We start from the raw sequence: 21,716 nt of genomic DNA, 5'->3' as shown, positions 1-21,716 counted from the left end.
CTCAGTAGTCCGAGCGCTGCACGCCCTGCTCGGTGCCCAGCAGCAGCACGTTGGCGCCGCGCAGCGCGAACAGGCCCACCGTCACCACGCCGGGCAGGTGGTTGATGCGCTGCTCCAGGCCCTTGGGATCTTCGATCCTGAGGCCAGCCACGTCCAGGATCACGTTGCCGTTGTCAGTCTTGTAGATGCCGCCTTCCTTGGTCATGCGCAGCCGGGGCTGGCCGCCCAGCGCCGCCAGCTGGCGCGCCACCGCCGCGCGTGCCATCGGAATCACCTCGACCGGCAGCGGGAAGTTGCCCATCACCGGCACGAGCTTGCTGCCGTCGGCGATACAGACGAAACGGTCCGCCACCGAGGCCACGATCTTCTCGCGCGTCAGCGCACCGCCACCGCCCTTGATCATGGCACCCGAGGCGTCAATCTCGTCGGCGCCGTCCACGTAGACCGGAATGCTGTCCACCTCGTTGAGGTCCAGCACCGTGAAGCCATGCTGCTGCAGGCGGCGCGTGGAAGCCTCGGAACTGGACACGGCGCCCGAAAAGCGCTCCTTGAACGCCGCCACGGCGTCGATGAAGAGATTGGCGGTGGAACCGGTACCCACGCCCAGCACGGCGCCCTCGGGCACTTCCTGCTTCACATAGTCGGCGGCGGCTTGCGCGACCTGCGCCTTGAGTTCATCCTGCGTCATGAAAACGGCCTGCGTTGGAGAAAACGCGTAGTGTAGCGGATCGCCGCGACGCACCGGTGTTTCGGGCGCCCGCCGCTTGCCGCGTCACGCCACGCCGTTACAATGGCCCGTTCCCGGGTGGATTTCCCGCCCCGCCTATCCAGACGGACACAGATCATGACCGCGCTCGAACAGCTGAAACAGTACACGACGGTGGTTGCCGATACCGGCGACTTCCAGCTGATGAAGCAGTACACGCCCCAGGATGCGACCACCAACCCGTCGCTGATCCTGAAGGCCGTGCAAAAGCCCGAATACCGCCCGCTGCTGGAGCAGGCCACGCGCGACCACCACGGCCAGGCTGGCCTCGACGCCGTGATGGACCAGTTGCTGATCGCGTTCGGCTGCGAGATCCTGGCCATCGTGCCGGGCCGCGTCTCCACCGAGGTCGACGCGCGCCTGTCGTTCGACACGCAGGCCACGGTCGCCAAGGCGCGCCACCTGATCAGCCTGTACGAGCAGCGCGGCATCGCCCGCGAGCGCGTGCTGATCAAGATCGCCTCGACCTGGGAGGGCATCAAGGCCGCCGAGATCCTGCAGCGCGACGGCATCCGCTGCAACATGACGCTGCTGTTCTCGCTCGCCCAGGCCGTGGCCTGCGCCGAGGCCGGCGCGCAACTGATCTCGCCGTTCGTCGGCCGCATCCTCGACTGGTACAAGAAACAGGCCGGTGACAACTGGGACGCCGCCGCCAACGCCGGCGACAACGACCCCGGCGTACGCTCGGTACGCCAGATCTACGATTACTACAAGAAGTTCGGCTACGCGACCGAAGTGATGGGCGCCAGCTTCCGCAGCACCGGCCAGATCCTGTCGCTGGCCGGCAGCGACCTGCTGACGATCAGCCCCGACCTGCTGGAGCAACTGGCCGCCAGCGACGCCCCGGTGGCACGCAAGCTGTCCGTCGAACAGGCCCAGGCCGCCAACATCGCCCGCATCGCAGCCGATGAAGCCGCCTTCCGCTGGCAACTCAACGAAGATGCCATGGCAACGGAAAAACTGGCCGAAGGCATCCGGCTGTTCGCGGCCGATGCGGTCAGGCTGGAAAAGCTGGTGGGGGAACTGGCGGGTTGAACGACTGCTTGCCCGCGTTGCTCCCCTCTCCCGCTATGCGGGAGAGGGGAGAAAACCATCAGTCAGGCTGATTCCCCAGCCAGCAACGCCGGCAAGCACTCTCCCGCCGCTGCCGCCAGCACGATATCGGCGGTCTCATCGAGCGCCGAGGGCTGCGGATTGACCACGATCACTTTCGCCCCGTGCTCTTTTGCCAGCCCGGGCAGCGCGGCCGCCGGATAGACCAGCCCCGACGTGCCCACCACCAGGCACACCTCGCAGTTCTGCGCCGCATGATCGGCGCGGAAGCGGGCCACGCGCGGCAGGTCTTCGCCGAACCACACCACGCCGGGACGCATCATCGCGCCGCACAGCGCGCAGTGCGGGGGATCGCCGGGGATGGGCGGCACCGTGTCGCAACGGCCGCAGGTGTCGAGCCACTTGTTGGCGAACAGGTTGCCATGCAACTCCACCACGTGCTCGCTGCCGGCCTGCTGGTGCAGGCCGTCGATGTTCTGCGTGATCAGCGTGATGGACTTGCGCCGGCCGAGTTCCGCCAGCGCATAGTGCGCGGGATTGGGCCGGGCCACCGCCACCATTTCGCGGCGGTGCTGGTACCACTGCCAGACCAGCGCGGGCTGGCGGCGGTAGGCTTCCTCGGTGGCCAGTTCCTCGGGGTCGAAGCGCGCCCAGAGGCCGGTCAGCGCATCGCGGAACGTGGGAACGCCCGACTCGGCGGAAATTCCCGCCCCGGTCAGGACGAAGATGTTCCGCGCGTCGGCGATCCATGCCCGGGCCTGCGCCAGCAGGGCGGCGTCGACGACCATGCTCAGCGCGGCAGACGGCGCTGGCGCACCGCTTCGTACAGCACCACGCCGCTGGCGACGGATACGTTCAGGCTTTCCACGCCGCCGGCCATCGGCAGCGATACGAGGTCATCGCACGTCTCGCGCGTCAGGCGGCGCATGCCCTCGCCCTCGGCGCCCATCACGATGGCCACCGGACCCTTGAAATCCACGTCGTAGAGCGACTTCTCGGTGCCGTCGTCGGTCCCGATCACCCAGATGCCGCGCTCCTGCAGTTCGCGCAGCGTGCGCGCCAGGTTGGTCACGGTGATGTAGGGCACGGTCTCGGCGGCGCCGCTGGCCACCTTGGCCACGGTCGTGTTCAGGCCCACGCTGCGGTCCTTCGGCGCGATGACCGCGTGCGCGCCGGCACCATCGGCCACGCGCAGGCAGGCGCCCAGATTATGCGGATCGGTGACGCCGTCGAGGATCAGCAGCAGCGGCGTGCCTTCGATACCGTCGAGCAGTTCGTCAAGATTGAGTGCGAGCGAGACATCCTCGGCACGCGCCACCACGCCCTGGTGGCGGTCGGTGCCGGCCATGCCGCGCAGGCGCTCGGCATCCACCGGATGGAGCGTGACGCCAAGACCCTCCGCCAGGCGGATGAAGTCCTGCATGCGTCGGTCCTTGCGGTTCGATTCGATGTAGATGTCGGACACGCTCTGCGCGTTCTGGCGCAGGCGTGCTTGCACGGCGTGAAAGCCGATCAGGAGTTTGAGTTTGGCCATGGCGCGCATTGTACCCGCCATGGCCGCTCCCAGCGGTGCCGATCAGCGCTTGCGCGGCGTCCGGGTGGTCTTGCCGGCCGGCTTGGGCGCCGCCTTCCGGGCCGTCTTCAGATGGCTCGGCTTCGGCTTGGCCGCGCGCTTGGCCGGCTTGCCGGCAGCCGTCTTCTTCGCGCCGGCCCGGCCGTGCGACGGATGCCCGACATTAGCCTCGCGCGGATTCAGCGGCGTGATCACCGCCTCGAACACAGGTTGCTCCTCGATCACACGATCGAGGGTCTCGTCGAACGATTCCTCGGGCTTGGAGGTGCCGCCAAGCAGCGCCGCCAGCTGGCGGCCCTTCTTGCGCGCCGGCACGGCATGAGCGGCCGGTACACGCGGCGGCTCGCCAGCCCCTGCGCGGCCGCGCAGCGTCTTGGCCGACGGCTCCTGCACCAGGCGGAAATCGATCTTGCGGGCGTCGAGGTCGACGCGCGAAACCTGCACGCGCACGCGGTCGGTCAGCCGGTAGCGGATGCCCGTGCGCTCGCCGCGCAGTTCGTTGCGCGCCTCGTCGTACTGGAAGTAGTCGCTGCCCAGTTCGGTCACGTGCACCAGCCCTTCCACGTACAGTTCGTCGAGCTGGACGAAGATGCCGAACGACGTCACCGCGCTGACCGTCCCGGCGTAGTCGCTGCCGAGCTTGTCGCGCATGAAATAGCATTTCAGCCATGCCTCGACATCGCGCGAGGCCTCGTCGGCGCGCCGCTCGTTGGCCGAGCAGTGCAGGCCCAGTTCGTCCCAGATCGCCTCGTTGCGGCGCGCACGCGCGGCCTGGTTCTCGGCCCGCTTCTCGGCGTCGGCGGCCTGCATGCGGCGCGCCTTGGGCGAGACGGCGGTATTGAACTCGGTGCCCGCGCCAAAGGCCGGCTGGTACTTGGTATGCGCCAGGATCGCCTTGATCGAGCGGTGCACGAGCAGATCCGGATAACGCCGGATCGGGCTCGTGAAGTGCGCGTAGGCCTCGTACGCCAGGCCGAAGTGGCCGATGTTGTCCGGGCTGTAGACCGCCTGCTGCATCGAGCGAAGCAGCATGGTCTGCAGCATTGGCGCGTCGGGGCGGGACTTGATCTTGTCCATGACCTCGGCGTAGTCCGATGCCTGCGGCTTGTCGCCGCCGCCCAGCGACAGCCCCGACGTCTTCAGGAACTCTCGCAGATTCTTGAGTTTTTCCTCGCTCGGACCCGCGTGGATGCGGTACAGCGCCGGATGCTTGAAGCGTTCGAGGAAATCGGCCGCGCAGACGTTGGCCGTCAGCATGCATTCCTCGATCAGGCGGTGGGCGTCGTTGCGCGTGCGCGGCAGGATCTGCTCGATCTTGCCCTGCGCGTTGCAGACGATGTAGGTCTCGGTGGTATCGAAATCGATCGCCCCGCGCTCGCGGCGGGCCTTGAGCAGGACCTGGAACAGTTCGTACAGGTTCTGCAGGTGCGGCACGAGGTCGGCGCGCTTGTGCGCCTCCGGACCCTTGGTGTTCGACAGGATCGACCAGACCTCGTTGTAGGTCAGGCGTGCCTTCGAGTGCATCACGGCCGGGTAGAACTGGTAGCCCTTGAGCTCGCCCTTGGCCGTGATCACGGCGTCGCAGACCATGCAGAGGCGGTCCACCTGCGGGTTCAGCGAGCACAGCCCGTTCGACAGCTTCTCGGGCAGCATCGGGATGACGCGGCGCGGGAAGTAGACCGACGTGGCGCGGTCCAGCGCATCGGCGTCGAGCGGGGTGCCCGGGCGCACGTAGTGCGAGACGTCGGCAATCGCCACGATCAGGCGCCAGCCCTTGGCGCGGCCAATCCTGACCGGCTCGCAGTAGACGGCATCGTCGAAGTCGCGGGCGTCCTCGCCGTCGATCGTGACCAGCGAGATATCGCGCAGGTCGATCCGGTGGTCGAGGTCGGCCTGGCGCACCTCGTCGGGCAGCGCCTGCGCTTCCTTGACGGCGGCCGGCGCGAACTCGTGCGGCACGCCGTACTTGCGCACCGCGATCTCGATTTCCATGCCGGGATCGTCGATGTCGCCCAGCACCTCCACCACGCGGCCCACGGGCTGCACGTAGCGATCCGGCCATTCGGTCAGCTCCACGCTGACCACCTGCCCCACGCGGGCCTTGCCCTGCGCCTTGGGCGGGATCAGGATGTCCTGGCTGATGCGCTTGTCTTCCGGCGCCACCACCAGCACGCCATTCTCGGACAGCAGCCGGCCGATCACGTAGCGGTTGGCCCGCTCGACGATCTCGACGATCTGCCCTTCCGGACGGCCACGGCGGTCGTAGCCCACCACGCGCACCTGCGCGCGGTCGTTGTGCATGGCCTTCTGCAGTTCGCGCTCGGGCAGGAAGATGTCGTCGTCGCCGTCGTCGCGGATCAGGAAGCCGAAACCGTCGCGGTGGCCCTGCACGCGGCCGGTCACGAAGTTGGGCTGGTGGGCCAGCTCGTAGCGGCCCTTGCGGTTGAGTTCGATCTGCCCGTCGCGCTCCATCGCAGCCAGGCGCTTCTGGAAGCCGTCATGCTCCTTGCGCGTGACGGCCAGGGCCTTGGCGATATCGCCAACCGACAGGGGCGACCCCGAAGTTCTCAATACGCCGAGGATTTCTTCCCGGCTAGGGATCGGATAGTTGTTTTGATTCAATTTTTCTGGAAACTATTTGACAAACGTTTTACGGTCGCTATAATGGCCGCTTCGGTTGTTTCGACACCTGCCCAGGTGGCGGAATTGGTAGACGCACTAGGTTCAGGTCCTAGCGGTGGCAACACTGTGGAGGTTCGAGTCCTCTCCTGGGCACCAAGATTTAGCGAGAAACCCGCAACGCACGTTGCGGGTTTTTTGTTTTTGCGCCGCCGAATCTTGCATACCTTCTTTCAAACCTTCTCCCGTCGTTGCCTTGTTCATCGCCCGCGACCTGAGTCTGACCTGGGTCGAGCCGTGGATGAGTGTATCAGTTTCAGTGTCGATTCCGGCATTATCTCGCCATCTTTGCAGCGCCGATCGCCGAAAATGCGGCCTTTGTGTCCCGCAACCCATCGCTTGCCAATTCGGCAGTTGACGGGACGACGATCTGTAACTACCATGGTTTCACATTGAGATTTCCACATGAGCACCAGCAGCCGGTTTGCCGTCGCCGTCCATATCCTCACGCTGCTCGCGCAGGCCGAGGGGCCGGTACCGTCGTCGATGATTGCCGGCAGCGTGGGCACCAATCCCGCACTGATCCGCCGCATGATCGGGGCGCTGACCGAGGCGGGTTTCGTGAGCACGACGATGGGCAGCACCGGCGGCGCCATGCTGGCGCGGCCAGCGGCTGATATCACGCTGCTCGACGTGTTCCGCGCCACCGAAACCACGGCGCTGATCACGCTGCACCAGAGTGCGCCGAATCCGGCCTGCATGGTGGGCCGCGAGATTACCGGTGCGCTGCAGGCCGTGGCCGACCGCGCGCAGGCCGCCATGGATGCCTCGCTCAAGGACATCACGATTGCCAGCATGCTCGGCGAAGTCGAACATGCCGCCCAGCGCCGCCAGCGCTGATTTTTTTACCCCGATGTGTAACCACATTAATTACATATCGATTGCAACCCTGAAGGAGTCATCACCATGAACATCGCGATTCTCGGCGCCACCGGCAATGCAGGCACGCGCCTGACCGACGAAGCCCTGCGCCGCGGCCATGCCGTGGCCGCCCTCGCCCGCCATGCGACGGCGCTGCCGGCCCGCCCCGGCGTGACCACGACCGATGTCGATGCCGACAATGCCCCGGCGCTGGCCGACGCGCTGCGGGGCGCCGACGTGGTCATCAGCACCGTCCGGTTCCTGCAGACCACGGCCGCGCAGATCACGGCTGCCGTCAAGGCGGCCGGCGTGAAGCGGCTGCTGGTGGTGGGCGGCGCGGGCAGCCTGTACGTGGCGCCGGGCAAGCAACTCGTCGATACGCCGGAATTTCCCGATGCCTACAAGGCCGAAGCCTCGGCAGGCCGTGACTTCCTGAACGCGCTGCGGGGCGAGTCGTCGCTGGAATGGACATTCCTGTCGCCGTCGGCACTGTTCACGCCGGGCGAGCGCACGGGCAAATTCCGGCTCGGCAACGATACGCTGCTCGCCGACGCGGACGGAAAGAGCTGGATTTCGATGGAGGACTACGCGATCGCCATGCTCGACGAGATCGAGCAACCGCAGCACGTGCGGGAGCGGTTCACGGTGGGGTACTGACCCCGGAGGGAAGCCCCCTCCGCCACGCCGGCGGAGGGGGCCGGCAGCCAGCGATCAGGCTGCCGAGTCGTCGTCCAGCAGGCTGGCGCGCTTGCCGCGCTTGAGCCAGGCGGCGAGATTGTGCGGGCGCAGCGTGTCGTATTCCTCGAACGGCTGATGAATCCAGGGGTTCGACGGCAAAAACGTCACGTGGTAGTCGGGCTCCACCTTCGAGCACGCCTTGTACCAGAGCACGGCCGAGCGGACATCGGTCACCGCCGGATAACGCTCCTTCAGGTGACGGCCCACGCGCTCCAGCGTCACGCCGGAATCGACCAGGTCATCCACCAGCAGGATGCGCCCGGCCAGGTCGCCGCGCGTCATCGTGATGTACTGGGCGATGTCGAGCGTGCCCTGCTGCGTGCCAGCGGCCTCGCGGTACGAACTGGTCGCCAGGATGGCCAGCGGCACATCGAAGATGCGCGACATCTGGTCGCCCACGCGCAGGCCGCCACGGGCCAGGCACAGGATCTGGTCGAACTTCCAGCCCGATTCGTGCACGTTCAGCGCCAGGCGGGCGATCAGTCGGTGGTAGTCATCCCACGAGACCCACAGGTTCTCGTCGTCATTGGTTGGCAGGTTCATGGCAGTTTTCTTAAATCAGCGGCTTCGTTGGCCGGTGGATAATGCATCGGCCCGCTTGTCGCGGGCCGATTGTCTTGCGCGAGGCCGCGGCGCGTGTCGCGCCACGGCTTCGCCACTGCGGGTTGGGGGGGCTCAGGCCACCTGGTACGGATGACGCAGCAGGATGGTTTCGTCGCGGTCCGGGCCGGTCGAGATCATGTCGATCGGAATCCCGACCACTTCCTCGATGCGCTTCAGGTAAGCACGCGCCTGTTCCGGCAGCGCCTCCCACGTCTTCACGCCGAAGGTCGACTCGTTCCAGCCCGGGAATTCCTCGTACACCGGCTGGCACGCGGCCACGGCATCGGAGCCGCGCGGCAGGATGTCGACCTGCTTGCCGTCGAGCATGTAGCCCACGCACAGATTCAGGGTTTCCAGGCCGTCGAGCACGTCGAGCTTCGTCATGCACAGGCCCGACACGCCATTGATCTGCACCGAGCGCTTCAGCGCGGCGGCGTCGAGCCAGCCCGTGCGGCGCGGACGGCCGGTCACCGAGCCGAATTCCTTGCCGACGTTGGCCAGGCGCACGCCCACGGCGTCCTGGCGGGCCGGGTTGTCGTTGTCGTACAGCTCGCTCGGGAACGGGCCGGCACCCACGCGGGTGCAGTAGGCCTTCGTGATGCCGAGGATGTAGTTCAGGCGGCCCGGACCCACGCCGGCACCCGCCGCGGCCGCACCGGCCACGCAGTTGCTCGACGTCACGTACGGATACGTGCCGTGGTCGACGTCCAGCAGCGTGCCCTGCGCGCCTTCGAACATCAGGTTGCCGCCGGCGGCGTTCACCGCGTACAGCTCGGCCGAGACATCGGCGACCATCGGCTTGAGGCGCGGCGCGTAGGCCAGCATCTCGTCGAGGATCTGCTGGTAGTCCACCGCTTCGGCGCCCAGATACTGGGTCAGCATGAAGTTATGGAATTCCACGTTCTCGCGCAGGCGCTCGGCGAAGTGTTCCGGGTTGAACAGGTCCTGCACGCGCAGCGCGCGGCGGGCCACCTTGTCTTCGTAGGCGGGGCCGATGCCACGGCCCGTGGTGCCGATCTTGGCGGCGCCACGGCGGGCTTCACGGGCCTTGTCGATGGCCACGTGGTACGGCAGGATCAGCGTCGTGGCCTCGGAAATGCGCAGGCGGTTCTGCACCTGCAGGCCGGCGCTTTCCAGTTCCTCGATCTCGCGGAACAGTGCCTCGGGCGACAGGACCACACCGTTGCCGATGTAGCAGACCGTGCTGGCGCGCATGATGCCCGAGGGAATCAGGCGCAGGATGGTCTTCTTGCCGCCGATGATGAGCGTATGGCCAGCGTTGTGGCCGCCCTGGAACCGCACCACGCCCTTTGCCTGGTCGGTAAGCCAATCGACGATTTTTCCCTTGCCTTCGTCACCCCACTGGGTTCCGATCACGACGACATTGCGTCCCTGGCTTACTGCGGATGCGGACATGTTGAATTGGTCAGAAGGTTAAAAACGTATTCTACTCTCGTTGCCAGACGGTTCCCGGTTTTCGGGCACCCCTCTGACGGACGTTTGCCGTCCTTTCCGGGCGATAAAAGGCCGCCACGGGCAGCAAACGTCATTTGAGAGCGCGGAAATGGACCGGCAAGACCTGCCGGCCCCGGAAAATTCAGCGGGGCACCACCACCCAGCCGTTGCCCTGGCGCTGCAGCTGGCGGTCGCAGTTGAACTCGTCGAGTTCGTGCGTGTGGCCCGGCAGCGACTGGATCACGATCTCGCCGTCCGCGCGCAGCGCGGCGATGGCGGCGCGCAATGCCGGATCGGCATCCCACGGCGCGAAGATGGCCAGCGCACGAACTTCCACCGGCGACAGCGCCGCCACCTCGCGCAGGTCGAGCGAGAATCCAGTCGCCGGACGCGCACGGCCGAACGCCTCGCCCACCTTGTCGTAGCGGCCGCCACGGGCCACGTAGTTAGGCAGGCCGGACACGTAGGCGGTGAACATCACGCCGCTGTGGTAGTGGTAGCCGCGCAGGTCGGCCAGGTCGATATTGACGCTCGCGCCCTGCACCTGGACGGCCAGCGCCGCCAGTTCGTCAAGCGCGCGGCCGATGGCCGGGCTTGCCGGCAGCGTGGCGCGGGCGCGCTCGATCACCTCGATGCCACCATACAGCGTCGGCAGCGCCAGCAGCGCGTCGCGCTCGGTATCAGGCAGGCCCTGGGTCAGTTCGCGCAATGCCGCCACGTCCTTGGTTTCCAGCGCGGCGAACATCGCGTCCTCGATCTGGCGAACCGACGGTAGCGCGGCCAGCAGCGCCTCCAGAATGCCCGCGTGGCACAGGTCCAGGCGGATATCGGACAGTCCGGCGGCCTGCAGCGCGGCCAGCATCAGTTCCTGGATTTCGACGTCGGCTTCCAGGCCGGCATGACCGTAGATTTCGGCACCGATCTGGATCGGCTCGCGCGTGGCATGGAAACCGGCCGGGCGCGCGTGCAGCACGTTGCCGGCGTAGCACAGGCGCGTCACGCCGGGGCGGTTCAGCAGGTGGGCATCGATCCGCGCCACCTGCGGCGTGATGTCGGCACGCAGGCCCATGGTGCGGCCTGACAGCTGGTCCACCAGCTTCAGCGTGCGCAGGTCCAGATCGTGGCCGGTACCCGTCAGCAGCGACTCCAGATATTCGAGCATCGGGGGCATGACCAGCTCGTAGCCGTAGGTGCGGAACAGGTCGAGCATGCGGCGGCGCAGTTCTTCGATCTTGCGCGCTTCCGACGGCAGCACGTCGGCGATGTTTTCAGGCAGGAGCCAGCGGTTGGACATGGGGGTCTCTTATATCAAAAACGTGGCCGGCGGGCAGCGCGCCCTCCAGCCGGACAAAACCCCGGCCGGACCGGGGTTCTGTCGCATATTGCCTAACCGGGCACGCCTGGCACCCGGGGCGCGGTGTACGCGCTACTTCTTGCCGGCCGGGGCTGCCGGCGCGGCGTTGCCGCCCGCCGAACGCATGTAGCGGAAGAAGTCGGAGTTCGGCTCCAGCACCATCACGTTGCCCTTGTCGCGGAACGTGGTCCGGTAGGCTTCCATGCTGCGCCAGAACTGGGCGAAGTTCGGGTCCTTGCCGAAGGCGTCGGCGTAGAGCTGAGAGGCCTTGGCGTCGCCCTCGCCCTTCACCACCTGCGCGTCGCGGTAGGCCTCGGCCAATACCACTTCGCGCTGGCGATCGGCATCCGCCCGGATTTTCTCACCTTCCGCGGCGCCCGTCGAACGCAGTTCGTTGGCCACGCGCTTGCGCTCGGCCTCCATGCGGCGATAGACCGACTCGCTGATCGCCGGCAGCAGGTCCACGCGCTTCAAACGTACGTCCAGGATCTCGACACCCACCGACTGCGCATACTCCGCCATGCCGGAGCGGATGTTCTGCATGACCTTGTCACGCTCGCCGGCCACCACGTCGGTCACCGTGCGCTTGCCGAACTCCTCGCGGGCCACGGCGTCGATACGCTGCGTCATGCGGTCCTGCGCGCCACGGACGTTGCCGCCAAAGGCCACGAAGAACTTGCGCGGATCGGTGATGCGCCACTTCACGAACCAGTCCACGACCATCGACTTCTTCTCGGCGGTCAGGAAACGCTCGTTGGCGGCCACGTCGATCGTCTGCAGGCGGCGATCCATGAACACCACGTTCTGCAGCGGCGGCGGCAGCTTGAAATGCAGGCCCGGCTCGCGCACGACCTGCTTGATCTCGCCGAACGCGAATACGACGGCGTACTGGCGCTGGTCCACGACGAACAGCATCGACGAGGCGATGGCCAGCAGGATGAACAGCCCAATGGCGAAGGAAATCAGTCGGTTCATGACGGTCTCCTCAGCGTACTTCGCGGTCGCGGCTACGCATCGCTTCACGCGAGCGGATATCCGTCGTGCCCGCATCGGGAACGGCCGGCGCGTTCGTGCCCGGCGCCGCGGCGGGCGCCGTGGACGACTGCACGTGCGACATCAGCTTGTCGAGCGGCAGGTAGAGCAGGTTGTTGCCGCCCTTCGCGTCCACAAGGATCTTGTTCGAGTTGCTGTAGATCTGCTGCATGGTTTCCAGATAGATACGGTCGCGCGTGACCTGCGGGGCCTTCGCGTACTCGGTCTGCACCGAGCGGAAGCGCGACGCATCACCTTCGGCCTGCGCCACCACGCGGGCGCGGTAGGCTTCCGATTCTTCCTTCAGGCGTGCCGCCGTACCCTTGGCGCGCGGCAGGATGTCGTTGGCGTAGGCCTGCCCTTCGCTGATCGCGCGCTCGCGGTCCTGGCTGGCCTTGTTCACGTCATCGAATGCGGCCTGCACCTGCTCGGGCGGCTGCACGCTCTGGACGTTGACCGAAATCACGCGGATGCCAGTCTTGTAGGCCGACAGGATCGACTGGATCGACTTGGCCAGCCCCTGGGCGATCTGCTCGCGGTTCTCGTAGAGCACCGCATCCATCTTGTTGCGGCCCACGATCTCGCGCACCGACGTCTCGGCGGCCTGCGTGACGAGTTCCTCGTCGCCACCCCGGTCGGTCTTGTTGAAGAACAGGTATTCGCTCGCGTCCTGGATGTCGTACTGCACCGTGAAGCGGACGTCGATGATGTTCTCGTCCTGCGTGAGCATCGACGAGTCCTTCAGGTTGCTGTCCTTGATCGACGTCGAACGGCCGACCTCCACCGAACGCACCGCCGACAGGTTCACGATCTCGGCCGACTGGATCGGCCACGGGGCCCGCCAGTTGATACCGGGGCCGGTCGAGTACTTGAACTTGCCGAACTGCAGGATCACGGCGGTCTGGCCTTCCTGCACCATGAAGAAGCCGCTGGCCAGCCAGATACCGACCACGGCCGCCACGATCACGCCGATGCCGACGTTCGTGCCCTTGCCCGGCGGGCGCGAGCCAAAGCCGTTGCCGTTGTTGTTCTGGCCACCGCCGCCGTTGTCCTTGCGGCCCAGCAGGCCACTCAGCCGGCGGTTGAAGTCGCGCCAGAGTTCGTCGAGGTCGGGCGGGCCGTCCTGCGGACGCTGGTTTTGCTTGCGGCCTTTGTCCTTGTCATCATCGTCCTGTCCATCACGGCCCCAGCGGGGATCATTCAACGAGAAGATGGCGCGCAGGCGAGGCCAGCGCGCAGACCGCGCGGAGCGGCCGGCTGGCACGAGGTGCGAGTCAGGATTCCGAGGGAACAGGGGCATGTAGAGCACGGGTCCGGGAAAGTTTGGAACAGGGGGATTCTAGCAGCCATCTTGATCACTTTTGCTCAAAATCCCCAATCAGGCGCCGAATGTCAGCCGATTGTCATCCGATTTACGGGCAACGGCGGTCAGTGCGGGGCATTGGGCCCGTCGGCGGCATCGTTTTGCGCGTCTTCCGGGTCCACCGGCCCGTCGTCATCGCCGAAGTCGTCCGGACCGGCGGGAATGCCATCGAGCCGGGGGTCGTACGGGGCCGGATCGGCAGGCCGCGACGCCAGCCACTGGGCCAGTTCCACGATCGACTCGCGCAACGCGTCCAGGCCCAGGCCGTCACGGGCCGACAGGAACACGCGGACTGGCACGCCGTCCTCGTTGCGTTCCACGCGCGGACCCTGCTCCAGCAGTTCGGGCGCCGCATCGATCTTGTTCATGACGACGATCTGCGGAATGTCCGAGGCATTGATTTCGGCCAGCACGCGGTTGACCTGCTCGATCTGCTCGTGCCGTACCGGACTGGAGGCATCGACCACGTGCAGCAGCACGTCGGCATGCACCGTCTCGTCCAGCGTGGCGCGGAATGCCGCCACCAGCTGCGTGGGGAGGTCGCGGATGAAGCCGACCGTGTCCGACAGCACCACGTTGCCGAACCCGTCCAGGAACAGGCGGCGGGAGGTGGTGTCGAGCGTTGCAAACAGTTGATCTGCCGCATACGCCCGTGCTTTCGTCATCGCGTTGAACAGCGTCGACTTGCCCGCATTGGTATAGCCCACCAGCGAGATGCTCAGCGTGTCGTTGCGCGCCCGGGCGCGCCGCTGCGTATGGTGCTGGCGCTGCAGGCGCGCCAGGTCGGTCTTGAGCCGTTTGGCACGTTCGTCGAGCATCCGGCGGTCAAGTTCGAGCTGACGCTCGCCCGGGCCGCCGCGCATGCCGATACCGCCCTTCTGCCGCTCCAGGTGGCTCCAGGCGCGGACCAGCCGCGACGCCTGGTATTGCACCTGGGCCAGTTCGACCTGCACCTTGCCGACGTGGCTCTGGGCGCGCTGGCCGAAAATGTCGAGGATCAGGCCGGTGCGGTCGATCACGTGCCGACTCAGGAACCGTTCGAGATTGCGCTGCTGCGCCGGGCTCAGTGCGTGGTTGAACACCACGATGTCGGCGTCCAGCGCGTCCGCCGCTTCCTTGAGTTCCTCGGCCTTGCCCGAGCCGATGAACAGCGCCGGATCGGGCCGCGAGCGCTTGCCGGTCAGCGTGTGCACCGGCATGGAGCCAGCCGTCGTGGTCAGCAGCGCCAGTTCGGACAGGCTCTCCTGGAAGTCGTGCTTGCCGAAATCCACGCCGACGAGGATGGCGCGCGATGGCTCGGTCTGGGAGGTAGCTCTATGTTGCAAGCGGATGGACGCGTAGCGCCGGAAAATTCGGTTGTAAAGACAATGACTGACCAGACTCCGGCAGGCTGCCTCGCCCGGCCGGCTCGATGCCGAGGGCTGGATGCGGGTTCAGACGGGAGTTGGGGAAGGCTGCGGCCCGGACGCGGAGGCCAGGTTGGCCAGGACGGCCGGACAGCAAGGACGGGAACAGGCAGTGCAACGGCCGCATGCGGATGCCGCGGCCGTCCGGACACGAGGACAGATCAGTTCTCGGTCGAATCATCCACGCGGAAGTTGACGGCGCGTGCCGGCACGACGGTGGAAATCGCATGCTTGTAGACCATCTGGGTCACGGTGTTGCGCAGCAGGACGACGTACTGGTCAAACGACTCGATATTGCCTTGCAGCTTGATGCCATTGACGAGATAGATGGAAACCGGCACGTGCTCTTTGCGCAGCGCGTTCAGGAACGGGTCTTGTAGCAATTGCCCTTTGTTGCTCATGGCACACTCCAAAATTATAGATTTAGTGATGGATCATGGGGACGAAAGTCCCCGGTTCAAGTCTGTTGGCGCAAAAACGCGCCAGAAAAAAGATCAAAAACGGTACCAATCTGGCATCAACGCACAGGGCTCCCCCTGCTACCGTGAATTTAGCCGCAGTTCCAAACGAACGCAAACGAAAACTTGGCCGAGGGCACGGCACCCTCCAGACTCAATCCTTCGAGTCGGCGTACGGGTTTTTGTTCGATCTGAATTCGATCCGCAGCGGCGTACCCTTGAGCTTGAACGCCGTCCGGAAGCGGTTTTCCAGGTAGCGCTTGTACGTGTCCGTCACGTTCTGCAGACCATTGCCATGGATCACGACGATCGGCGGGTTCGAGCCGCCCTGGTGCGCATAGCGCAGCTTCGGACGCGACACCCCGGCGCGCTTGGGCTGCTGGAACTCCACGGCCTCCTGCAGCACGCGCGTCAGTTGCGGCGTCGGCAGCTTGATCATTGCCGCCGCGTAGGCGTCGTCCACCGAGCGCAGCAACGCGCCGATGCCGGTACGCTCCTTCGCCGACACGTAGTGCACGTTGGCAAAGCTCAGGAACTGCAGCTTGCGCTCCAGATCGTGCTTCACGCGGTCGCGCGCGTGGCCGTCCAGCCCGTCCCACTTGTTCACGCCCACCACCAGCGCCCGGCCCGATTCCACGATGAACCCGGCGATATGGGCATCCTGCTCGGAAATGTCCTGCTGGGCATCGAGCAGCAGCACCACCACGTTGGCGTCTGCGATCGACTGCAGCGTCTTGACCACCGAGAACTTCTCGATCGCCTCGAACACCTTGCCGCGCTTGCGCAGGCCGGCCGTATCGATCAGCGTGTACGGCTTGCCGCCCCGCTCGAACTCCACGTAGATGGCGTCGCGCGTCGTGCCGGGCATGTCGAACGCGATCACGCGTTCTTCGCCGATCAGCGTATTGACCAGCGTCGACTTGCCGACGTTCGGGCGGCCCACGATGGCGATCTTGGTGCCGCGTTGATTGCCGTCGTCCTGCTCGGCCAGTTCCGGGCGCTCCTGCACCGCCAGTTCCAGCGCCTCATCGACGAGTTCCCGGACGCCGTCGCCGTGCGAGGACGAGATCGCATACGGATCGCCCATGCCCAACTCGTAGAAATCCGCGGCCACCGAGGTGTACTTCATGCCCTCGGCCTTGTTGATGGCCAGCATGATGCGGCGGCCCGTCTTGCGCAGGTAGTCGGCGATCACGCGGTCCTGCGGCGCCAGGCCCAGCCGGCCGTCCACGAGGAAGATCACGACATCGGCCTCTACCACGGCCTGGCGCGTCTGCTTGGCCATCTCGGCCACGATGCCATCCTTGGCCACCGGCTCGAAACCGCCGGTATCGATCGCAATGAATGGACGATCGCCGATGCGGCCCTCACCGTAGTGGCGGTCGCGCGTCAGGCCCGGCAGGTCGGCGACGAGGGCGTCGCGCGAGCGGGTCATGCGGTTGAATAGCGTCGACTTGCCCACATTCGGGCGGCCGACGATTGCAATAACTGGTTTCATGCGATAAACGGAAACAGGGGGCGGCGTTCGAGCGCCGTCCCCCAGTCAATTCCGGAGTCATGTTGATCCGACAACCACCGTGCCACCCTGGCACGACTGGCCGCTTTTCCTGTCAAGCGGATGCGGGGCATCTGCCCCAATCCGCTTTTTTGTTGGCACGACCAGGGATCATGCTACCGGATTGGTGCCGTCCGTGCGACAGGGGCACGGACGGACTTGTGTACGCTGGCAATCAGTTCGGCACGAAACCGAACACGTCGCCATCGCGCGTCTGCACCACCAGCGTCTGCCCGGCAACGACCGGGGCCGCGGTGACCGCGCTGCCGTCCGTCTTCATGCGCGCCAGGACCTTGCCGTCCTCGCGCGAAAGGAAGTGGACATAACCTTCGTAGTCGCCCACCACCACCGAGCGGCCGAGCGTGGTCGGCGCGCCCAGGCTGCGGTAGCGCAGGTCGGTATTCTTCCAGCGTTCGTTGCCGTTCTGGCGGTCCAAGCCGAACACCGTCGACGATTCATCGCTGGCGAACAGCGACGTCTCATCCTGCGCCAGCCCGGCCGGCGACGAGAAATCCTTGCCCCACTGCGGCTGGCCGTTGGCCAGTTCCAGGCACGCCACGCGGCCCTGGAAAGTCGTGGCGCACACCTGGCGGCCGTAGACGGCCGGCATGCCGGTCACGTCGTTCAGGCGCTCGATCTCCGACACGCCCTTCGGATACGACACCGTGCTTTCCCAGCGCAGCACGCCGTTGCCCGGCGCGAGCACGCCAAGCTTGCCGCCCGGGAAGCCGGTGACGATGCCGTCGCCCGCGAACACCATGCCCATGGCGGCGCGCAGGTTCAGCGGCGACTGCGAGCGCTGGTAGATCCAGCGGCGCTCGCCCGTACCGGCGTCGAGGCCGATCAGGCGGGTGTCAGTGGTACGCACGATCACCAGGCCGTTGCCGACCAACGGCGCCGACAGGACTTCGCCATTGACCTGCTTCTTCCAGATCTGCTTGCCGCTCTTGTCGAACGCGTAGATCGCGCCCTTCTCGCCCGCCACGGCCGTGGTCTGCCCATCCGATCCCGGACCGGAAGTCAGGTCGATATCGGTCTTCGCCTTCCACAGCGTCTGGCCGCTGGTGGCGTCGATGGCCATCACGGCACCGCTCTTGCCCGACACGTACACCACGTTGCCGGCCGCCACGGGCGCCATCACGTACGGGCCGCTCTTGCCCACGTCGGCCTTCCACGCCTGCTTGACCGAGAGCGTGGCCGAGATCGGCTTGAGTTCCGTGGGCGGGTGCTTGTTTTCCTTGCCGAACAGCGAGCAGCCCGCCAGCAGGGCCAGGCACGCGCCGGCCACGAGAGTGCGGGAAGCGGCTGTACGAAGCAATGACGTCATAGGATGCGATCCTGAATTTTTGAAAGATGTCCGCAGTCGGCAGCCGGCGCTCACGCGGCGCCCAGCGCGTCCAGCTTGAACTGGATGATCTGGCGCATGCCGGCTTCCGAGGCGCCCAGCTTCTCCAGCGCATGGCGATAGGCGGTACGCGCTTCGTCGCGCTTGTCCTGGGCGGCCAGCAGGTCGCCACGGCGGTCGGCGAACAGGGCCGCGTACTGGGCCGGCTCGTCCTTCAGCAGTGCCAGGCCCTGGTCATAGGCCTTCTCGTCGAGCAGCACGCCGGCCAGGCGCACGCGCGCCAGCGGGGCGTAATCCTCGCCGCCATGGTCGATCGCCCACTGCAGCTGGGTCTTCGCCCCGGCCAGGTCGCCCGCGTCGTACAGCACCTTGGCTGCGGTCAGCGCGCTCATCGGGCCATAGGCGGTGCCGCCAAACTTGCTTTCCAGGTCGGTCGCGGCGCGCTTGACACGGTCGGCGTCGCGCGCCTCGGCCGCCTTGGTCACCTGCTCGTAGAGCAGCCCGGCGTCGCGGGCCTGCGTGCGCTGCCAGTAATTCCAGCCAGCCCAGGCCGCGAAGGCGAACAGCCCCACGATCAACGCCCACGTTACCGCGTTGCCGTATTGCTTCCACCAGGCCTTGAGGGTCTCAAGCTGTTCCTGTTCTTCCAGATCGTAAGCCATGTCGAGTCAGTTACCCGCATCGGTTGATATTGACGCGGCCGCTTTCCATCCGGTCAGCGGCCGCGGTGCAAGGTGCAACGACAGTGTTACTGTTCGTCGTCCTCGAGTTCTTCCTCGGCCTCGATGGCGTCAACCATCGCGCCGATGACGAATTCGACCAGTTCCCCGGCCGGAACACTGGTCTGCGGGCCGCCCTCGGCCGCGTTGCCGCTGCGCAGCTGCTTGACCTGCGCGGTGCCGGCGGCGGTTTCATCCTCGCCAATGATAACGGCAAAGGCAGCGCCACTTCCGTCCGCGCGCTTCATCTGCGACTTGAAGCTGCCGCTCTTGCCGTCCGGCGTGGCATGCATCACCACGTTGAGGCCGGCGTCGCGCAGGCGTTCGGCGGCGATCATCGACTGCAGCGCGGCAGCCTCGCCCTGGTGCACCATGTAGACGTCGCAGCCAGCGGCTTCGGGCTGGAGCTTCTCTTCGCGCAGCAGCTCGATGATCCGCTCGATACCCATGGCCCAGCCGCAGGCCGGGGCCGGCTTGCCGCCCATCTGCTGGATCAGCGGATCGTAGCGCCCGCCGCCGGCGATGGTGCCCTGCGCGCCGAGCTTGTCCGTGATCCACTCGAACACGGTCAGGTTGTAGTAATCAAGGCCGCGCACCAGGCGCGGATTGATCTTGAACGGGATGTTGTTGGCCTTGAGGATGCGCTGCACGCCCTCGAAGTGGGCCAGCGATTCCTCGCCCAGGAAATCGATCAGCTTCGGCGCGTTGGCCGCCATCTCCTGCAGCGCCGGATTCTTCGTGTCCAGCACGCGCAGCGGATTGGTGTACAGGCGGCGCTTGCTGTCCTCGTCGAGGATGTCCTGGAAGCCTTCCAGATACTTGATCAGTTCCTCGCGGTGCGCGGCGCGCTCGTGCGCCTGGCCCAGCGAGTTCAGTTCGAGGCGGACCCCGACCAGCCCGAGGTCATCCCACAGGCGCTGGCACATCAGGATGATCTCGGCGTCGACATCGGGCCCCGCAAAGCCCAGCGCCTCGGCGCCCAGCTGGTGGAACTGGCGATAGCGGCCACGCTGCGGGCGCTCGTGCCGGAACATCGGGCCCGTGTACCAGAGGCGCTTCGGGCCGTCGTACAGCAGGTTGTGCTCGATCGTCGACCGCACCGCGGCGGCCGTGCCTTCCGGGCGCAACGTCAGATTTTCGCCATTCAGCGCGTCGGTGAAGGAATACATTTCCTTCTCGACGATATCGGTCACCTCGCCGATCCCACGCACGAACAGCTGCGTATGCTCGACGATCGGCGTGCGGATCTGCTGGTAGCCGTAGGCGCGCAGCATGCTGCGCGCGGCATCCTCGAACATTTCCCACAGCGGGGCGTCGGCGGGCAGCATGTCGTTCATGCCCTTCACGCCCTGCAGTGCCTTGGCGGCCTTCGTCTTGTCTTCGCTCATGTCTTCTTCGTTATCGGCAGCCCGCCGGCGCTTCCGCGCTCAGGCTGCGGCTTCCTGAGTTGCCTGTTTCTTCGCGCCCGGGCCGTAGTGCGAGCGGACGTACTCGTCCACGATCGCCTGGAACTCCTGGGCAATGTTCTCGCCGCGCAGCGTGCGGACCTTGACGCCATCGACAAACACCGGTGCGGCCGGGGACTCTCCCGAACCCGGCAGCGAGATGCCGATGTTGGCATGCTTGCTCTCGCCCGGACCGTTGACGATGCAGCCCATCACGGCCACGTCCATTTCCTCGACACCCGGAAACTCGTTCTTCCAGACCGGCATCTGCTCGCGCAGGTAACCCTGGATGCTGGCGGCCAGTTCCTGGAACGTCGTGCTCGTCGTGCGGCCGCAGCCGGGGCATGCAATGACCATCGGCGTGAAGTTGCGCAGGCCCATCGTCTGCAGGATTTCCTGGCCGACGTAGACCTCCTTCTCGCGCGCGGCGCCCGGCTCGGGCGTCAGCGAAATCCGGATCGTGTCGCCGATGCCTTCCTGCAGCAGCACCGACAGCGCCGCCGTCGAGGCCACGATGCCCTTGCTGCCCATGCCAGCCTCGGTCAGCCCGAGGTGCAGCGCGTAGTCGCAGCGGCGGCCCAGTTCGCGGTACACGGCGATCAGTTCCTGCACCTGCGACACCTTGCACGACAGGATGATCTGGTCGCCCGGCAGGCCGATTTCCTCGGCCTTCCGTGCCGATTCGATCGCCGACGTGATCAGCGCCTCGACCATCACGCTCTGCGCCGGCCACGGCTGCGCACGGGCGGCGTTCTCGTCCATCACGCGCGCCAGCAGGTCCTGGTCCAGGCTGCCCCAGTTCACGCCGATCCGTACCGGCTTGTTGTAGCGGCAGGCCAGTTCGATCATTTCGGCGAACTGCTTGTCGCGCTTGGCGCCCTTGCCCACGTTGCCAGGGTTGATCCGGTACTTCGACAGCGCCTGCGCGCATTCCGGGTAGTCGTGCAGCAGCGTGTGGCCGTTGTAGTGGAAATCGCCCACCAGCGGCGTATTGACGCCCATGCGGTCGAGCTGTTCGCGGATCGACGGCACGGCGGCCGCGGCTTCCGGCGTGTTCACCGTGATCCGGACGATCTCCGAGCCGGCGCGCGCCAGTTCCTTGATCTGGATCGCGGTGCCGATGGCGTCGACCGTATCCGTATTGGTCATCGACTGCACGCGCACCGGTGCACCGCCGCCGATCGTCACGATATTGTCGCCCCAGACAATGCTGGCCTGGCGCGAATTGCGGCGCGGCATCGATCCCGGCATCACCGGTTGGGTAGCGTTCTGGTTCATTGCATTACCACCTTCATCTGGCATGGCTCGTTG

Annotated in this window: 19 protein-coding genes and 1 tRNA gene; 4 read left to right on the top strand and 16 right to left on the bottom strand. The window is 66.2% G+C overall.

Annotation, left to right across the window (positions count from 1 at the left end; genetic code table 11):
* Position 1: 1 nt before the first annotated feature.
* The gene (rpiA, locus tag EV147_RS04245; RefSeq protein ID WP_130389850.1) at positions 2–688 is read right to left on the bottom strand and encodes a ribose-5-phosphate isomerase RpiA; all 687 of its coding nucleotides are present in this window, start codon (positions 686–688) and stop codon (positions 2–4) included.
* 156 nt (positions 689–844) lie between these two features.
* Here rpiA and tal point away from each other — a divergent pair, with 156 nt between their 5' ends.
* Positions 845–1,801, top strand: a complete 957-nt coding sequence (tal, locus tag EV147_RS04240; protein WP_130389849.1) for a transaldolase — start codon at positions 845–847, stop codon at positions 1,799–1,801.
* Positions 1,802–1,863: 62 nt separating this feature from the next.
* On the opposite strand, the gene EV147_RS04235 is transcribed toward tal, so the two are convergent.
* From EV147_RS04235 to rnr, 3 genes are read right to left on the bottom strand one after another with little or no spacing between them, the layout of a single operon-like run.
* Positions 1,864–2,607 (bottom strand): SIR2 family NAD-dependent protein deacylase, encoded by a 744-nt coding sequence (locus EV147_RS04235; protein WP_130389848.1) that lies wholly within the window; start codon positions 2,605–2,607, stop codon positions 1,864–1,866.
* Positions 2,608–2,609: 2 nt separating this feature from the next.
* Positions 2,610–3,353 carry a 23S rRNA (guanosine(2251)-2'-O)-methyltransferase RlmB gene (gene rlmB / locus EV147_RS04230; RefSeq protein WP_130389847.1) on the bottom strand — a complete coding sequence of 248 codons (744 nt, stop codon included), beginning with the start codon at positions 3,351–3,353 and terminating at the stop codon, positions 2,610–2,612.
* Between the two features lie 42 nt (positions 3,354–3,395).
* Complete coding sequence (rnr, locus tag EV147_RS04225) at positions 3,396–6,014, bottom strand: ribonuclease R (RefSeq protein WP_130389846.1); 2,619 nt, start codon at positions 6,012–6,014, stop codon at positions 3,396–3,398.
* A 69-nt stretch (positions 6,015–6,083) separates the two neighbouring features.
* Here rnr and EV147_RS04220 point away from each other — a divergent pair.
* From EV147_RS04220 to EV147_RS04210, 3 genes are all read left to right on the top strand, one after another.
* Positions 6,084–6,170: transfer RNA gene (locus EV147_RS04220), tRNA-Leu, on the top strand.
* Between the two features lie 306 nt (positions 6,171–6,476).
* Complete coding sequence (locus EV147_RS04215) at positions 6,477–6,911, top strand: Rrf2 family transcriptional regulator (protein WP_130389845.1); 435 nt, start codon at positions 6,477–6,479, stop codon at positions 6,909–6,911.
* 66 nt (positions 6,912–6,977) lie between these two features.
* Positions 6,978–7,589 (top strand): NAD(P)-dependent oxidoreductase, encoded by a 612-nt coding sequence (locus EV147_RS04210; RefSeq protein WP_130389844.1) that lies wholly within the window; start codon positions 6,978–6,980, stop codon positions 7,587–7,589.
* Positions 7,590–7,643: 54 nt separating this feature from the next.
* On the opposite strand, the gene EV147_RS04205 is transcribed toward EV147_RS04210, so the two are convergent.
* The 12 genes from EV147_RS04205 to ispG form a co-directional block, all read right to left on the bottom strand.
* Positions 7,644–8,213, bottom strand: a complete 570-nt coding sequence (locus EV147_RS04205; protein ID WP_130389843.1) for a phosphoribosyltransferase — start codon at positions 8,211–8,213, stop codon at positions 7,644–7,646.
* A gap of 132 nt (positions 8,214–8,345) precedes the next feature.
* Positions 8,346–9,689: an adenylosuccinate synthase gene (locus EV147_RS04200; protein WP_130389842.1), complete on the bottom strand. Its 1,344-nt coding sequence runs from the start codon at positions 9,687–9,689 to the stop codon at positions 8,346–8,348.
* A 181-nt stretch (positions 9,690–9,870) separates the two neighbouring features.
* Positions 9,871–11,022 (bottom strand): ATP phosphoribosyltransferase regulatory subunit, encoded by a 1,152-nt coding sequence (locus EV147_RS04195; RefSeq protein WP_130389841.1) that lies wholly within the window; start codon positions 11,020–11,022, stop codon positions 9,871–9,873.
* Between the two features lie 132 nt (positions 11,023–11,154).
* Positions 11,155–12,057 (bottom strand): protease modulator HflC, encoded by a 903-nt coding sequence (hflC, locus tag EV147_RS04190; protein WP_130389840.1) that lies wholly within the window; start codon positions 12,055–12,057, stop codon positions 11,155–11,157.
* 10 nt (positions 12,058–12,067) lie between these two features.
* Positions 12,068–13,414, bottom strand: a complete 1,347-nt coding sequence (hflK, locus tag EV147_RS04185; protein WP_130389839.1) for an FtsH protease activity modulator HflK — start codon at positions 13,412–13,414, stop codon at positions 12,068–12,070.
* A gap of 128 nt (positions 13,415–13,542) precedes the next feature.
* Positions 13,543–14,802 carry a GTPase HflX gene (hflX, locus tag EV147_RS04180; protein WP_130389838.1) on the bottom strand — a complete coding sequence of 420 codons (1,260 nt, stop codon included), beginning with the start codon at positions 14,800–14,802 and terminating at the stop codon, positions 13,543–13,545.
* Between the two features lie 242 nt (positions 14,803–15,044).
* Positions 15,045–15,284 carry an RNA chaperone Hfq gene (hfq, locus tag EV147_RS04175; protein WP_130389837.1) on the bottom strand — a complete coding sequence of 80 codons (240 nt, stop codon included), beginning with the start codon at positions 15,282–15,284 and terminating at the stop codon, positions 15,045–15,047.
* 211 nt (positions 15,285–15,495) lie between these two features.
* Complete coding sequence (der, locus tag EV147_RS04170) at positions 15,496–16,839, bottom strand: ribosome biogenesis GTPase Der (protein WP_130389836.1); 1,344 nt, start codon at positions 16,837–16,839, stop codon at positions 15,496–15,498.
* A 232-nt stretch (positions 16,840–17,071) separates the two neighbouring features.
* Positions 17,072–18,223, bottom strand: a complete 1,152-nt coding sequence (bamB, locus tag EV147_RS04165; RefSeq protein WP_130389835.1) for an outer membrane protein assembly factor BamB — start codon at positions 18,221–18,223, stop codon at positions 17,072–17,074.
* A gap of 50 nt (positions 18,224–18,273) precedes the next feature.
* Positions 18,274–18,903 (bottom strand): YfgM family protein, encoded by a 630-nt coding sequence (locus EV147_RS04160; protein WP_130389834.1) that lies wholly within the window; start codon positions 18,901–18,903, stop codon positions 18,274–18,276.
* A gap of 86 nt (positions 18,904–18,989) precedes the next feature.
* Positions 18,990–20,348 (bottom strand): histidine--tRNA ligase, encoded by a 1,359-nt coding sequence (gene hisS, locus EV147_RS04155; RefSeq protein ID WP_130389833.1) that lies wholly within the window; start codon positions 20,346–20,348, stop codon positions 18,990–18,992.
* Between the two features lie 39 nt (positions 20,349–20,387).
* On the bottom strand, positions 20,388–21,683 hold the full coding sequence (gene ispG, locus EV147_RS04150; protein ID WP_130389832.1) for a flavodoxin-dependent (E)-4-hydroxy-3-methylbut-2-enyl-diphosphate synthase: 1,296 nt from the start codon (positions 21,681–21,683) through the stop codon (positions 20,388–20,390).
* Positions 21,684–21,716 lie beyond the last annotated feature (33 nt).

It is taken from the genome of Cupriavidus agavae, from assembly GCF_004217045.1.
Classification (GTDB): domain Bacteria; phylum Pseudomonadota; class Gammaproteobacteria; order Burkholderiales; family Burkholderiaceae; genus Cupriavidus; species Cupriavidus agavae.
Note: the sequence above shows the minus strand (reverse complement) of the source record. Positions and strands in the feature narration are given on the sequence as shown.